The organism is Mesorhizobium mediterraneum (assembly GCF_002284565.1).
In the GTDB taxonomy this organism is placed as follows: Bacteria; Pseudomonadota; Alphaproteobacteria; order Rhizobiales; family Rhizobiaceae; genus Mesorhizobium; species Mesorhizobium mediterraneum.
In genome coordinates this window covers 77,468-90,665 of sequence record NZ_NPKI01000011.1, presented here as the reverse complement: position 1 = coordinate 90,665, position 13,198 = coordinate 77,468, and the positions used below count along the sequence as shown (strand labels likewise).

Here is a 13,198-nt window from a genome sequence, read left to right as displayed (position 1 = left end):
GGACGAAACAAGCTGTCCACAGCGGATTTTTGTCAGCGTGCCAAATATGCAACGTCGGCCCTGACAAGCCGTCAGATCGTCGCCACCCAGGCGCGGGCGATGGCCAGCCCGGCGGCATCCGCATCCGCTCCGTTGCGGGCCATTTCGTCGTCGAGCCGGTCACTCCAGTCAGGATGCCGCTCGGCTATGAGCGGGGCGAAGGACCTGCTCCAGTCGCGGACCATCGGCCGGTCCGCCTCGAAATGGAACTGAAAGCCATAGACGGCGCGGCCGATGCGAAACGCCTGGTTCTCGGCGACGTCGTTGCCGGCGAGCCGCACAGCGTTTTCAGGCAGTGCAAAGGTGTCGTCGTGCCATTCGAAGATGGGAAATTTTTCGGGTAGCGCGCCGAGCACCGGATCGGCCTTGGCGGCCGGAGTGAGCGAGACCTTGTGCCAGCCGAATTCCGAGGCGCCGCCGATCCGGTTCTCGCCGCCGAAGGCGCGCGCGACCAGTTGGCTGCCAAGGCATATACCGAGAACGGCGCGATCCTTGTCGGCGAAATCGCGCGTCAGGTCGAGCAACCCCGGAAAATACGGGCAAATCTCGTCGTCCAATGCATTCTGGGCGCCGCCGAGCACGACCATGGCGTCGTGCGCATCGCTGTCCTGCGGCAGCGTCTCGCCACAATAGGGCCGGCGCAGATCGATGTCGGCACCCGCCTCGACAAGAGCTGCGCCGATCTGGCCAAGGCCCTCATTGTCGAAATTCTGGACCACCAGCACCCGCATTGAAAAACCTGCTGACATGAAAATGATGCGACGAGCGATATCATGCCGTCATCATTCCAGCCAAGATGCGTGTCCGGGGAGAAAGCTATGCCACTGCAGAACCGCGTAGACCCGTTCGGCGTCCTCCATGCCGTGCCGGAGCGCGGCCTGTTCATGGGCAATCGCGGCATCATCCATGACCCCGAAACGAAGACGCTGCTGAAAAAGCGCTGGGCGCTGCATGCCTGGATCATCTGCGTCTGCGAATTCCGCGATGTGCGGCGCGAGCCGATGGGCCGCAACAGGCCAGGGGGAAAACCCGGCTGGACCGAATTGTTCTTCCTGGACGAGGTGACCGCGCTCTCTGCCGGGCATCGGCCCTGCTTCTTCTGCCGGCGTGCGCGGGCGAGGGATTTCGTCCAGCGCTTCGGCGTGGCCTTCGCCATTGCTGAGCCACGCGCACCGCAGGTCGACAAGCGGCTGCATAAGGAGCGGCTCGCCGCAGGTGGGCGGGCACCCGTCGTATCCGCAGAAGAACTTGCCGGGTTGCCGGACGGCGCCATGGTTGCGGACGGCGGCAACGCCTATGCGATGCGTGGCGGCGAGGCATTGCGCTGGTCGTTTGCCGGCTATGGCGAACCGGTGGGGTTCGGCGGTTTTGCCGGCCGCCCATTCCGCCTGCTCACGCCGATAACCACCGTTTCCGTGCTGAGGCAAGGCTACGAGCCGGTTTGGCATCCCTCGGCCGAGACTTGACGCCAAGAGCCGGCTCGCCCATTCCTCGGCGATGCGCGCCAATTACAAGATGCAGCGGCTGTTCGTGCCGGACGACCTCGGACCGGATATCGAGTTCGAGGCGAGCCCGCAGCAGGGCCACTACCTGATGCATGTGCTGCGGCTCGGCGAGGGCGCCGAAATCCTGTTGTTCAACGGCCGTGACGGCGAATGGTCGGCGGCAATCGCCGCCAAATCCAAGAAGGCGGTACGCCTGAAGGTGCTTACCTTGCAGCGGCCGCAGCCGCCGCTGCCCGATCTCGTCTATTGCTTTGCGCCATTGAAACAGGGACGGGTCGATTATCTGGTGCAGAAGGCGGTCGAGATGGGCGCCGGCGTCCTGCAGCCGGTCATCACCCAGCACACGCAAGTGGCAAAGCCCGGCATCGAGCGCCTGCGCGCCAATGTCGTCGAGGCCGCCGAACAATGCGGCATCCTGGCGGTGCCGGACGTGCGCGAAGCGGAAAAGTTCGAACGCCTGCTGACAGGCTGGGACAAGGAGCGGCGGTTGATCTTCTGCGACGAGGATGCCTCGACCAACAATCCTCTGCCCGCGCTGCAAGCGGTGCGGGAGAAGAAGCTCGGGCTGCTGGTCGGGCCTGAAGGCGGGTTTTCCGACGAGGAACGAAGGATGCTGAGGGCGCTGCCTTTCGTAACCGCCATCCCGCTCGGTCCGCGCATCTTGCGCGCCGATACGGCTGCAGTGGCGGCACTGGCGGTGATACAGGCGACGGTCGGGGATTGGTGATCAATTCCAGTTACCCTGTGGCTCAGGATTTTTCGCTTGATCGTCTACTGACATTTCGTCCATCTAGCGCCGGCGGTCGTCCGGCCGCTGCAGAGGACTTGTAATGGCGCGCGACACAACCGATTTCCGGCCCATCGAAGGCGTCGACGAGCTTGTCGAGCATCTGGCCGAAGGCAACAAACCGCGCGACAAATGGCGCATCGGCACCGAACACGAGAAATTCCCGTTCTATGTCGACGGCAATGCGCCGGTGCCCTATGGCGGCGAGCGCGGCATCCGCGCCATTCTCGAAGGCATGCAGGAGAAACTCGGCTGGGATCCGATCATGGATGCCGGTCGCATCATTGGCCTGGTCGAGCCGACCGGCCAGGGCGCGATCTCGCTGGAGCCCGGCGGCCAGTTCGAGCTGTCCGGCGCGCCGCTGGAGACGATCCACCAGACCTGCCGCGAAGGCAATGCACATCTGGCACAGGTGCGCGAGATCGCCGAACCGATGGGCATCCGCTTCCTCGGCCTCGGCGGCAGCCCGAAATGGTCGCTGGCCGAGACGCCGAAAATGCCGAAATCGCGCTACGAGATCATGACGCGCTACATGCCCAAGGTCGGCACCAAAGGCCTCGACATGATGTACCGCACCTGCACCATCCAGGTGAATCTCGACTTCGAGAGCGAGGCCGACATGCGCCGCAAGATGCAGGTGTCACTGAAGCTGCAGCCGCTGTCGACGGCGCTGTTCGCCAACTCGCCCTTCACCGAGGGTCGGCCCAACGGATTCCAGAGCTGGCGCGGCGACATCTGGCGCGACACCGACAACCAGCGCTCGGGCCTGCTCGAATTCTGCTTCTCGCCCGACTTCGGCTTCGCCGACTATGTCGATTGGGCGCTCGACGTGCCGATGTACTTCGTCATCCGCGACGGCCACTACCACGACATGACGCACGTCACCTTCCGTCAGTTCATGGCAGGCGCTGCCCGCAACGAGATTCCCGACGGGCTGCCGACGATGGGCGATTGGGCGAACCATCTGTCGACGCTGTTTCCCGACGTGCGATTGAAGCGTTTCCTTGAAATGCGCGGCGCCGATGGCGGACCGTGGCGGCGCATCTGCGCGCTGCCGGCCTTCTGGGTCGGGCTGCTCTATGATGCGGCGGCGCTCGACGCGGCCGAGGCGCTGACCTCGAGCTGGAGCTATGAAGAAGTGCTGGCGATGCGCAACGCCGTGCCGGAACAGGGCATTTCGGCGCCGTTCCGCAACACGACACTGCGCGAGATCGCCCGCGACGTGCTCGTCATCTCGCGCATGGGGCTGAAGAACCGCGGCCGCAAGAACCGCGACGGCTACGACGAAACTTCGTTCCTCAGCACGCTGGACGAAGTCGTCGCACGCGGCACCACCAGCGCCGAAGAGCTGCTCTCCGCCTATCATACGCGCTGGGGCGGCTCGATCGAGCCGGTGTTCATGGAATATGCGTATTAAGGGTTTATGTCGGAGGAGGCGACTTAGCGTTTCCCGAATTTCTTTAAAGCTGCACGGAGACGCCCCGCCAAGGTCAATTCGACGGCCCCGCCAGTCATGATTTCCTGCGGCCGAGATCCGAACAAATCCGAACCGGCCAGGCGGGCTTGCGATGGCGTCTTGCGAATAATGATCTGATAACCTCGCCGCAGCTCCTCGAACTGGCCTTCTATCGACCCAAGGAACGCATCGATGCCAGCCTGCGGCCGATCCGCGGCAGGTCGATCCGGCATCCAGACATAGTCGTCCAGAATCATGATGCCGCCCGTTTCCAGAATCTGCCAGGCCAGCGACGCATCGGCAAAGCTGCTGGCGGCTTGGTGGTCGCCGTCGACATAGACCAGCCCGAATGTCCGGCCTTCACGACGAAGCTTCGGCAGGATTTCGATCGATAGTCCCTTGAGCTTCTCCAGCCTGCTTCCGAAGGGAGCGAGATTCTTGTCGAACCTTGATTCGACGGAACTCATATCCGCTTCATACTCAGAACCGCTCGTCACGTGTTCCTTGCTCCCGGCGAATGTGTCGACACAGCAAATCTTCGACCGTTTGAAAAACGAAAGGAAAAACACAGCCGACAGACCCTCGAACGAGCCTATCTCAAGTATTTCAAGATCTCTGTTCTTGATAGCCTTGAACAAGCGCTGCCATTTCGGGATATGCGTAGATGTCCAGTCATGCGAGAAGGACTTTTCGGCAAAGTAATCATGATGCATGGTCGGCTCGATCAAATACCGGGTTGCCCTCCTTTTCGTTCTCGCATCGTTTCGGAACCCGGAGCAAGACGCAATGATCGTTTCAAAACCACCTGACGCTGATGGCGTGACAGGAGCCTCAGATCCGCCATGTCGGAGGGCACCCGTGCACACCGATGTCAGAACTTCATTCAGGATGTTTGAAGTTCCGTAAGGCGATGGAGCACGCACGCTTGCGGTGCCCCTTCAACAAACGTGGGAAACGGTCTAGGTTTCTGCAGGCGCGGATTTTCGAGGAGAAGCCAATGCCTTCCTTGTTCGACATTCTGACGCAGGCGCAGAACGGCAACGGCATGCAGGCCCTGGCCCAACGGTTCGGGCTTTCCCAGCAGCAAACACAATCGGCGGTCGAGGCGCTGCTGCCGGCCTTTTCACAGGGCCTGAAGCGCAACACCTCCGACCCTTACGGGCTCGGCTCGTTCATGACGGCAATGGCCAGCGGCCAGCACGCCAAGTATTTCGAGGACGCAAGCCGGGCCTTCTCGCCGCAGGGCGTCGATGAAGGCAACGGCATTCTGGGGCATCTGTTCGGCTCCAAGGACCTGTCCCGCGCCGTTGCCAGCCAGGCTGCGCAGGCGAGCGGCGTCAGCCAGCAGGTTTTGCAGCAGATGCTGCCGGCGGTGGCTTCGATGGTGATGGGCGGCCTGTTCAAGCAGACCACAAATCAGATGCAGGCAGCAGGCGGATTCGGCGGCGGCAGCAATCCGCTCGGCGAGATCATCGAGCAGATGATGCGGCAGGCCGGTGGAGGCGCACAGGCGCCGGCACCACAGCAGCGCCAGGCGCCGCAGCCTGCAAGCCCAGCCGACAATCCGCTTGGCAAAGTGCTGCAGGACATGTTCGGCGGTGGCGCGCAGCAGCCGCAACCCCAACAAACGCAGAACCCCTATGGCGACAATCCGCTCGGCAAGGTGCTGCAAGACATGTTCGGCAGCGGCGCGCAGCAGCCGCAAGGCCAGCCACAGCAGACGCAAAACCCCAGTGGCGACAATCCACTTGGCAAGGTGCTGCAGGATATGTTCGGCGGCGGCATGCAGCAGCCGCAGCAGACCCAGCCGCAGCAGGCACCCAATCCCTATGGCGGCGACAATCCGCTCGGCAAGGTGCTGCAGGATATCTTCGGCGGTGGCGCGCAGCAGTCTCAGCCGCAGCCGCGTCAGGCGCCCCAGCAGCGCCAGGCGCCGCAGCCGCAGGCCAGCCCAAGCGGCAGGCCACAGAATCCGTTCGACGACTTGTTCGGCAAGATGTTCGAGACAGGCGCGCAGCAGCGCGACGATTACCAGAAGGGCATGGAATCGATCTTCGATCAGTTCAAGCGAGGCATGGATCGGCGGTAGGCCAACATCAGGTCAGCGCCGCCCAAAAAGAAAAATGCCCAGCCCTCGAGAGGGCCGGGCAGTGTGCAGGCGGGCCGGCGGGGAACCGGCAGGGAGTGGGCGCCTGCGAAATCCTACAGCGCGCCCCCTTAGGCCACCTTGCGGGCAAGATCCTCGATCGTGTCCATGCGATCGGTCGCGATGACGCGTAGCCTTTCGGTCGGATCGCGGCCAAACGGCACGTCGATAGCGACGTGCAGGTCGGCGCGCGTCAGGCCGATATCGGCGAGTTCGGAGTCCGACATCTCGCCAAGGCGATAAAAGGCGCGGCGGTTTTTCCAGGCGCGGTAGACGTTGGAAATGGCATTGGCCGCGCGCGTCGCAATAGCCGGACGCGACGTGATGCGCGAAGTCTCGGTGGCGAAGTCGAACGTAGCCATATCAGCCTCCTTCATATTTGAACGGACGAAACGGGGCGATCGGCGCTGGCAACAGCGGCCGTTCCGGTCCCGATCCACGTAGAAGATGCACGTCGTCGTCCCAAAAACGGTGACCACTTAGGCGACATGCACTGCCTTGATGTGGACAATGCTGAATCTGCCACCGCTTGATTGATTAATCCAACGAATGTTTCTAATCTTTAGCATCAACACTAATGATGGATTGGACCGATGAAAGCGCCACTCGATCTCGATCAGTTGCAGACCTTCGTCTCGATCGTCGACACCGGCAGTTTTACCCGCGCGGCGGAAGAGGTGCATCGGACGCAGTCGGCGGTGTCCATGCAGATGCGCCGGCTGGAAGAACGGGTCGGCAAGCCGCTGTTCGAAAAGGACGGGCGCACCAACAGGCTGACCGAAGATGGCGACAGGCTGCTGTCCTACGCAAGACGGCTGCTGTTCCTCAATCGGGAAACGCTGGCCGCCTTCGACGACCGGCGGCTCGAAGGCACGATCCGCATCGGCACGCCGGACGACTATGCCGATCGCTTCCTGCCCGAGATCATGGCCCGCTTCGCCCGTTCCAATCCACGTGTCGAGCTGACGGTCATCTGCGAGCCAACACCCGGGCTGGTCGACCATATCAAGCGCGGCAATCTCGATTTGGCGCTGGTGACGCACAATGACGCGCACGGCCAGTCGGAAGTGGTGCGGCGCGAACCGCTGCTGTGGGTCACTTCGGCCAACCACGCGACACATGAGCAGGACACATTGCCGATGGCTTTCGGCCGGCCGAACTGCATCTGGCGGCGGGCTGCTGTCGACGTGCTCGACCGGCAGAACCGCGACTACCGCATCCTGTTTACCAGCTTCTCGGCCACCGTCATCACAGCTGCGGTGCTTTCCGGCCTGGCGATCTCGGTGCTGCCGGAATGTGCGCTGCGGCCCGGCATGCGAGTTTTGGGCGACGCCGACGGGTTCGGCGCCCTGCCCGATTGCCGCATAGGCATCATGCGCGGCCAGACGTCGCGGCCGGAGATCGTCGACGCGCTAGCCCGCCACATTTCGGAAAGCCTCGATAATATTTCCGTGCCGCTCGGCGAAGAGACGGGAACCTTCGACTTCGCCGCACTCGCCTTTTCGAAGATGAAGCGGAACAAGCCGAACCAGATCTTGCCGGGCTGGTGAAGGACCCGGGGGTCGGCGCTGAGCACCTACGGCTTGACGCGGACGCACAACCGCCCCCCAATCGGCCAATGAGCGACGCAGCATCCGAATCACGCACCAACGCCACCGAATACACGGTGAGCGAGATTTCCGGCGCGCTGAAGCGCACGGTCGAGGACGTCTTCGGCAATGTGCGGGTGCGTGGCGAAATATCCGGCTATCGCGGGCCGCATTCCTCCGGTCATGCTTATTTCTGCCTGAAGGACGACCGCGCGCGGCTCGACGCCGTGGTGTGGAAGGGCACGATGGGCCGACTGAAATTCCGCCCCGAAGAGGGCATGGAGGTGATCGCCACCGGCAAGCTCACCACCTATCCCGGAAAGTCCAACTACCAGATCGTCATCGACAATCTGGAGCCGGCTGGCGCCGGGGCGCTGATGGCGCTGCTGGAAGAGCGCAAGCGCCGGCTGCAGGCCGAAGGCCTGTTCGATGCCGGCCGCAAGCGCTTGCTGCCGTTCATGCCGCGCGTCATCGGCGTCGTCACCTCGCCGACAGGCTCCGTCATTCGCGACATCATCCACCGCATCAAGGACCGGTTTCCGCTGCATGTGCTCGTCTGGCCGGTGCGGGTGCAGGGCGAGACGACGGCCAAGGAAGTGACCGCCGCCGTCAACGGCTTCAACGCGCTGGCGCACGATGGCGTCATCCCGCAGCCCGACCTGTTGATCGTGGCGCGCGGCGGCGGCAGCCTCGAGGATCTTTGGGGGTTCAATGACGAGGCGCTGGCTCGTGCCGTCGCCGCCTCGCGTATTCCGGTGATCTCCGCTGTCGGCCATGAAACGGACTGGACGCTGATCGACCTGGCGGCGGATGTGCGGGCGCCGACACCGACGGGTGCCGCCGAGATCGCCGTGCCCGTGCGCGCCGACCTCGAATTGACGCTTGCCGGCCTTGGTGCGCGGCTCAAGACCGCGGTATCGCGCAATTTCGAACGCAAGCGCCAGGCGGTCCGTGCCGCCGCCCGGGCGCTGCCCTCGCCCGACCAGTTGCTGGCGCTGCCGCGCCGGCGCTTCGACGAGGCGACGAGCCGGCTTGGCCGGGCGCTGTCCGTCAGCGTCCAACGCAAGCGCGCCAGGCTTCAGGCGCAGCGGCTGACGCCGGCCACTCTGTCGCGACGCATGAACGAGGCCCGTACATTGGCCGGCCGCGATCTCGCCCGCGCGCAAGCGGCGTTCTTCGCCATCGTGCGCGAGCGGCGAACGCGGTTTTCGCGCGCCGCCGCACGGCTGTCGCCCGCGCCGATCGCAAGGCGGCAGAAATTGCAGGTAGATATCTTGGCGGCACTGTCGCGGCGACAGGACCGGATGATTTCGGTGCGGCTCGAACGCTTGCGCGGGAAACTGACCCAGGCCGACCGGCTGCTGGCGACGCTGTCGCATAAGGCGGTGCTGGCGCGGGGCTTTGCCTTGGTGAAAGACGCCGACGGTGCGGTGATCAAGCAAGCGGCGGAAGTGACGTCGGGCATGGCACTTTCGCTGGAGTTCGCCGACGGAACCGCCGATGCGGTTGCGACCAGCGGTGCCGCACGGCCGAAAACAATTGCAAAGCCGGCCGCCAAAGCCAAGGAGCCTGGCAATCAAGGCTCTCTGTTTTGAGTGGCCATTATTTCCGAGCGCCCATGAATTCTGAGCGCGCATGACTTTCTGAATGGCAATGACCGACAATCATCACCAGACGACGCCTTCCGGCAAGCCGCGCGCGAGAGCCTTCGGCATAAGTTTTGACGGCACGCCCGGACCGTTCAACGCCATCACCGATGTGCCTGGCGTTGCGGTCGGTTATTCGACGCTGATTTCGGGCGATGGTGCGCTGGTGGTCGGCAAGGGACCGGTGCGCACCGGCGTGACCGCTATCCTGCCCAGACCGCACGCAGATCTCGCCACGCCGGTCTTTGCCGGGATCTTCAGCCAGAACGGCAATGGCGAATTGACCGGCTCGCACATCATCGAGGAGACGGGTGCCTTCAATTTCCCGATCACCATCACCAACACGCACTCCTGCGGCGTTTCACGCGACGCAACGCTGCGCTGGATGCAGCGCGTGCTGCCGGCCGCGCTCGACAGCGCCTGGGGCCTGCCGGTAGCGGCGGAAACCTATGACGGCTTCCTGAACGACATCAACGGCCACCATCTCAGGTTCGAGCATGTTGCCGCGGCGCTCGATGGCGCGACCAGCGGATCGATCGAGGAAGGCAGCGTCGGCGGCGGCACCGGCATGATCGCCTTCGGCTTCAAGGCAGGCTCCGGCACGGCATCGCGCATCGTCGAATGGCACGGCCGGCGCTACACCGTCGGCGCGTTCGTGCAGGCGAATTTCGGCAAGCGGAGCAATTTTACCATTCGCGGCCTGCGCGCCGGGCCCGATCTCGTGGAACCGGCGATCCGCGAAAGCACGCCGCGCGCCGAGAAGGGTTCTATCATCGGGGTCGTCGCCACCGATGCGCCGTTCCTGCCGCATCAAGTGAAGCGGCTGGCCCGCCGGGTGCCGCTCGGCGTCGCCATGACCGGCGGCTTTGGCTATCATAGCTCGGGCGATATTTTCCTGGGCTTTTCGACCGCCAACCGCGAGGCGGCATTGGCGCCGTCAGGCCGCATCGCCAGCGCCGATTTTGTCCCGGATAGCGAGATCGATCCGTTCTTCGACGCCGTGATCCAAGGCGTGGAGGAAGCGGTCCTCAATGCGCTGGTCGCCAATGACGACATGACCGGGCGCGACGGCAATTTCGTGCCGGCGCTGCCGAAGGCATGGCTCGAGGGCAGATTCGATGCAAGTCGTCAGGGGACGTAAGACTGCCTGGCGCGTCACACGCGCCGCACCGGTCTTGCATATGGTTGAGCCGGGTCAATAATGCTTTCCACGGCCTTTCGCCGGGTCGGCAGATCACCCGGCAGGCTTGTCCGAATTCTTTTCGTCCTGGTCGGCCTCAGCCGCCTCTTCCAGCTTCGACGCTATAAGCTCCTTGATATCGCCGACCTCTTCCTGGATATCCTCCAGCGGTATGCCGGCCTCAGCCGCCTTGGCGGCACATTCCCTGGCGAGGGTCTCGGCTTGCTTCTCGATCCTGTCCGGCGAGGCGTGGCAGTGGACCTTTTCGCCGATCCATTCCTGCAAGAACTCGATCGCGTGTTCACTCATACTGCTGTTCCCTGGCGGCTGCGCCGGTTGGTAATCATAAACGCCGGTATCCCCGGAAAGATGCACGCTCCCATTCCAACCGAGTCGTCGTCACCCGGCAAGCCGATCTTGCCCAAGCTCCACAGAGCTGAAGGAAATCGAAGGTTCAAGGAGCACATTGTAATTCTTGAGGAGATTCTATTTTCTTGGGAGATTGGCACCGTTGGCTGGGATCATGTCCCGGATCGCGCCATTGTTTCTACTTGCTTTTTTCCGGTATTCCAGTCAATTTGTATGACAATAGGTGTCATAATACGTAGCGCCGTTCGCTGCGCAACCCTATGATACGCGGCCAAAGCCGCCGCTATATAGTGACATCCTCATTCAATGTCGACTCTGCTCGCCATCCTGCCCCTTTCCGTTGCCCCGAGGGTGTCTGGATGGCATATCATCATCATCGGGGGCGAGCATATTTCGCCGGAATCGACCGATCGCATTGCGATGCTGAGCAGCGGCTAAATGCATGTCGCGCAAAAGCGTGCAGCGGTTTTGCGATAACGACATGCATAAAACAACAATCTAAAGCGCGTCGCATGAGGCCGGTCGAGCGCGACGCGCTTTAGGCTCGGTAGCTATGCCGGTCGCTTCTCACCGGAGAGCGGCCCACTTTGCCAGCTCGCCACCCGGAAGCTCACTCCCTCGGGACGTGAGTTTGTTTCAGCAGTCGAAAAGTTCGGCCTATCCGCCAACCATGAGCTTGACGACTTCGTCATGGTTGGTTTCCGAGATCTTGCGCTCGCCGGCCTGAACGCCCCGGCGCAGCACGACGATGCGGTCGGAAACGGCGAAAATGTCCTGCAGATTGTGCGAGATGAAGATCACGCCTCTGCCTTGCGCCTTGAGCTGGTGGATGAGCGAGATGACCTTGCGCTGCTCGGGAACGCCGAGGGCCGCAGTCGGTTCGTCCATGATCAGGATCTGCGCGTCCCAATAGACGGCCCGGCCGATAGCAACGGCCTGCCGCTGACCGCCGGAGAAATTGCTGACCGGGGCGTCGAGCCGACTGACATGGAAATCCAGCCGGCCCATGGTCTTCTTGGCGGCAACCGCCATGGCCTTGCGATCGAGCACCGGCAGGAAGCCGAAGGCCTTGCGCATGGGTTCACGACCGAGGAAGATATTGGCGCCGATGGACAAATTGTCGGCGAGAGCGAGATCCTGATAGATGGTTTCGATGCCTTTTTCGCGCGCCTCATGCGGCGTCGCAAACGTCACCGGTTGACCCCTCAGCAGAATTTCACCGCCCGTCGGCTGAAAGACGCCCGATATCGCCTTGATCAGCGTCGTCTTGCCGGCGCCGTTGTCGCCCGCCAGGGCCACCACTTCGCCGGGCCGCACGACCATGGAGAAGTCGTTGAGCGCCCGGACGGCGCCGAAGTGCTTGGAAAGGTTCCGGACTTCCAGAAGGGGGATGGTCTGGGCTGGGCTATTCATCCTGACGGGCTCCACTGAACCGGCGCTGCGCCTGGTCGATGAGAACGGAAATGATGATGACGAAGCCGACGGCGATGAATTGCCAAAACGGCTCGACATTGACGAAAACCAGCCCGTACTGAATGACCGCGATCACCAGCGCACCGGCAACCGTCCCGAAGATGGTGCCGGATCCGCCGAACAGGCTGGCGCCACCGATCACGACGGCTGCGACGCTGTCGAGCAGCAACGGCTCGCCGGCCTGTGCCGCGCCAGCGGTGAAACGCGCTGCATAGAGCGCGCCACCGAGGCCTGCGCACATCGCCGAAAGCACATAAAGACGCAGGGTATGGCCCCTGATGTCGATGCCGGCACGACGCGCTGCCTGCACATTGGCACCGATAGCGTAGTTGTGCTGACCGAATCGGGTCTGGCTCAGGATGTAGTGCATCACGACAACGAAAACGGCGGCGATGATGACGAGATAAGGGACACCGTAGAACCTGCCGTTGCCGAGCAGTGCGAACCAGGAATTCTGGACCGGCACCGTCGTGCCGCCGGCCAACAGGAAAGCAACGCCGCGCGCCACGCCGAACATGCCGAGCGTGCCGATAAAAGGCGGAACTCTCAGGCGCGAGATCAGCAAGCCGTTGATGACACCAGGCAAGCCTGCGACAATCACGGCCGCCAGAATACCCGCCAGCATTGCCAGTGGCAGCGGGATTACGGCTCCCGCCATGTTCGTAGCGTGGGCCGCAACGACGGCCGCAAGGCCCATGATGAAGCCCAGCGAGAGGTCGATGCCTCCCGAAATGATGACGAATGTCTGTCCGGTCGCAAGCAGCAGCGGCGCCACGGCAAATATCGCGATGGATTGCACGTTGAACGGATTGAGCACGAAGGTCGCGCCGAAGGAGAGCCTCGACCAAACCTCGAAACAGATGATCAGGCCGGCGAGAAACAGCCAGGCGCGCCCCTCAGCGATGCGTCCAAGCCAGGTCCTGGCCGGATCACCGTGGTCGGCTTGAGGGGCGACATGGGTTTCGCTTTGCTCGATTGGTGATGTTGAGGTCATTGGAATATCCGATC

At 62.9% G+C, this 13,198-nt stretch carries 13 protein-coding genes; 7 read left to right on the top strand and 6 right to left on the bottom strand.

Annotation, left to right across the window (positions count from 1 at the left end; genetic code table 11):
* Positions 1-71: 71 nt before the first annotated feature.
* Positions 72-770 carry a type 1 glutamine amidotransferase gene (locus tag CIT25_RS05575; protein ID WP_095483567.1) on the bottom strand — a complete coding sequence of 233 codons (699 nt, stop codon included), beginning with the start codon at positions 768-770 and terminating at the stop codon, positions 72-74.
* 87 nt (positions 771-857) lie between these two features.
* Here CIT25_RS05575 and CIT25_RS05570 point away from each other — a divergent pair, with 87 nt between their 5' ends.
* The 3 genes from CIT25_RS05570 (at position 858) to CIT25_RS05560 (ending at position 3,748) form a co-directional block, all read left to right on the top strand.
* The gene (locus CIT25_RS05570; RefSeq protein WP_095483566.1) at positions 858-1,505 is read left to right on the top strand and encodes a hypothetical protein; all 648 of its coding nucleotides are present in this window, start codon (positions 858-860) and stop codon (positions 1,503-1,505) included.
* A gap of 31 nt (positions 1,506-1,536) precedes the next feature.
* Positions 1,537-2,271 (top strand): 16S rRNA (uracil(1498)-N(3))-methyltransferase, encoded by a 735-nt coding sequence (locus CIT25_RS05565; protein WP_095483565.1) that lies wholly within the window; start codon positions 1,537-1,539, stop codon positions 2,269-2,271.
* A 103-nt stretch (positions 2,272-2,374) separates the two neighbouring features.
* Positions 2,375-3,748, top strand: coding sequence for a glutamate--cysteine ligase (locus CIT25_RS05560; protein WP_095483564.1), 1,374 nt, complete (start codon positions 2,375-2,377; stop codon positions 3,746-3,748).
* A gap of 23 nt (positions 3,749-3,771) precedes the next feature.
* Here CIT25_RS05560 and CIT25_RS05555 read toward each other — a convergent pair whose 3' ends face one another.
* Positions 3,772-4,515 (bottom strand): class I SAM-dependent methyltransferase, encoded by a 744-nt coding sequence (locus CIT25_RS05555; protein ID WP_095483563.1) that lies wholly within the window; start codon positions 4,513-4,515, stop codon positions 3,772-3,774.
* A 269-nt stretch (positions 4,516-4,784) separates the two neighbouring features.
* On the opposite strand from CIT25_RS05555, the gene CIT25_RS05550 reads away from it, so the two are divergent.
* A complete protein-coding gene (locus CIT25_RS05550; RefSeq protein WP_095483562.1) occupies positions 4,785-5,876 on the top strand; it encodes a DUF937 domain-containing protein in 1,092 nt (363 codons plus the stop codon).
* A gap of 128 nt (positions 5,877-6,004) precedes the next feature.
* On the opposite strand, the gene CIT25_RS05545 is transcribed toward CIT25_RS05550, so the two are convergent.
* The gene (locus CIT25_RS05545; RefSeq protein ID WP_095483982.1) at positions 6,005-6,295 is read right to left on the bottom strand and encodes a DUF1127 domain-containing protein; all 291 of its coding nucleotides are present in this window, start codon (positions 6,293-6,295) and stop codon (positions 6,005-6,007) included.
* Positions 6,296-6,526: 231 nt separating this feature from the next.
* On the opposite strand from CIT25_RS05545, the gene CIT25_RS05540 reads away from it, so the two are divergent.
* The 3 genes from CIT25_RS05540 to CIT25_RS05530 all read left to right on the top strand — a co-directional run bounded on the left by CIT25_RS05540 (position 6,527) and on the right by CIT25_RS05530 (position 10,309).
* Entirely contained in the window at positions 6,527-7,483 is a 957-nt protein-coding gene (locus CIT25_RS05540; protein WP_095483561.1) for a LysR substrate-binding domain-containing protein, read from the top strand.
* A 68-nt stretch (positions 7,484-7,551) separates the two neighbouring features.
* Positions 7,552-9,117 carry an exodeoxyribonuclease VII large subunit gene (gene xseA / locus CIT25_RS05535; protein WP_095483560.1) on the top strand — a complete coding sequence of 522 codons (1,566 nt, stop codon included), beginning with the start codon at positions 7,552-7,554 and terminating at the stop codon, positions 9,115-9,117.
* A 58-nt stretch (positions 9,118-9,175) separates the two neighbouring features.
* Positions 9,176-10,309 carry a DmpA family aminopeptidase gene (locus CIT25_RS05530; RefSeq protein WP_095483981.1) on the top strand — a complete coding sequence of 378 codons (1,134 nt, stop codon included), beginning with the start codon at positions 9,176-9,178 and terminating at the stop codon, positions 10,307-10,309.
* 93 nt (positions 10,310-10,402) lie between these two features.
* Here CIT25_RS05530 and CIT25_RS05525 read toward each other — a convergent pair whose 3' ends face one another.
* The 3 genes from CIT25_RS05525 to CIT25_RS05515 all read right to left on the bottom strand — a co-directional run bounded on the left by CIT25_RS05525 (position 10,403) and on the right by CIT25_RS05515 (position 13,184).
* Positions 10,403-10,657: a DUF768 domain-containing protein gene (locus tag CIT25_RS05525; protein ID WP_095483559.1), complete on the bottom strand. Its 255-nt coding sequence runs from the start codon at positions 10,655-10,657 to the stop codon at positions 10,403-10,405.
* A gap of 717 nt (positions 10,658-11,374) precedes the next feature.
* Positions 11,375-12,130: an ATP-binding cassette domain-containing protein gene (locus tag CIT25_RS05520; RefSeq protein WP_095483558.1), complete on the bottom strand. Its 756-nt coding sequence runs from the start codon at positions 12,128-12,130 to the stop codon at positions 11,375-11,377.
* The gene (locus tag CIT25_RS05515) at positions 12,123-13,184 is read right to left on the bottom strand and encodes an ABC transporter permease subunit (RefSeq protein WP_095483557.1); all 1,062 of its coding nucleotides are present in this window, start codon (positions 13,182-13,184) and stop codon (positions 12,123-12,125) included. The genes CIT25_RS05520 and CIT25_RS05515 overlap by 8 nt, the downstream gene beginning before the upstream one ends.
* Positions 13,185-13,198 lie beyond the last annotated feature (14 nt).

Excerpts from the sequence above, each read along its gene's own strand:
- CIT25_RS05540 (WP_095483561.1), top strand. The coding sequence starts at position 6,527 with ATGAAAGCGCCACTCGATCTCGATCAGTTGCAGACCTTCGTCTCGATC.
- CIT25_RS05560 (WP_095483564.1), top strand. The coding sequence starts at position 2,375 with ATGGCGCGCGACACAACCGATTTCCGGCCCATCGAAGGCGTCGACGAG.
- CIT25_RS05575 (WP_095483567.1), bottom strand. The coding sequence starts at position 770 with ATGCGGGTGCTGGTGGTCCAGAATTTCGACAATGAGGGCCTTGGCCAG.
- CIT25_RS05520 (WP_095483558.1), bottom strand. The coding sequence starts at position 12,130 with ATGAATAGCCCAGCCCAGACCATCCCCCTTCTGGAAGTCCGGAACCTT.
- CIT25_RS05550 (WP_095483562.1), top strand. The coding sequence starts at position 4,785 with ATGCCTTCCTTGTTCGACATTCTGACGCAGGCGCAGAACGGCAACGGC.
- CIT25_RS05525 (WP_095483559.1), bottom strand. The coding sequence starts at position 10,657 with ATGAGTGAACACGCGATCGAGTTCTTGCAGGAATGGATCGGCGAAAAG.
- CIT25_RS05570 (WP_095483566.1), top strand. The coding sequence starts at position 858 with ATGCCACTGCAGAACCGCGTAGACCCGTTCGGCGTCCTCCATGCCGTG.
- CIT25_RS05565 (WP_095483565.1), top strand. The coding sequence starts at position 1,537 with ATGCGCGCCAATTACAAGATGCAGCGGCTGTTCGTGCCGGACGACCTC.
- CIT25_RS05545 (WP_095483982.1), bottom strand. The coding sequence starts at position 6,295 with ATGGCTACGTTCGACTTCGCCACCGAGACTTCGCGCATCACGTCGCGT.
- CIT25_RS05515 (WP_095483557.1), bottom strand. The coding sequence starts at position 13,184 with ATGACCTCAACATCACCAATCGAGCAAAGCGAAACCCATGTCGCCCCT.
- CIT25_RS05530 (WP_095483981.1), top strand. The coding sequence starts at position 9,176 with ATGACCGACAATCATCACCAGACGACGCCTTCCGGCAAGCCGCGCGCG.
- xseA (WP_095483560.1), top strand. The coding sequence starts at position 7,552 with ATGAGCGACGCAGCATCCGAATCACGCACCAACGCCACCGAATACACG.